Raw genomic sequence first — 360 nt, forward strand, 5'->3', positions numbered from 1 at the left:
ATCGATCCAGCGGCCAGCGATGGCACCAGACTACGCGAGGGCCTGCTGGATGAGACCAATATGCCCTCAACGATGTGGGCCGACACGGCGTATCGCTCAAAAGCCAACRAAGACTTYATGGAAAAGCAGGGCTTGGTCTCCAAGGTTCATCGCAAAAAGCCGCATCTCAAGCCTATGCCCCGGCATATCCAGAAATCAAATGCTGGAAAGTCGGTCATCCGCTCGCGTGTCGAGCATGTCTTTGCCGATCAGAAGTCACAGACGGGGCTGTTTGTCCGGACTGTCGGTATCAGTCGAGCCACCATGAGGATCGGGCTCGCCAATATCGTCTACAATATGCGCCGCCTYCTCTTCCTCGAA

General features: G+C 55.5%; 1 protein-coding gene. It reads left to right on the top strand.

Features of this window, described 5'->3' with window-relative positions; all coding sequences use genetic code 11:
• Positions 1 to 360, top strand: a 360-nt coding sequence (locus KP705_RS19555) for a transposase (RefSeq protein ID WP_215765514.1), incomplete at both ends; no start/stop codon positions are given.

It is taken from the genome of Gluconobacter sp. P1D12_c (assembly GCF_018812105.1).
GTDB lineage: Bacteria > Pseudomonadota > Alphaproteobacteria > Acetobacterales > Acetobacteraceae > Gluconobacter > Gluconobacter oxydans_A.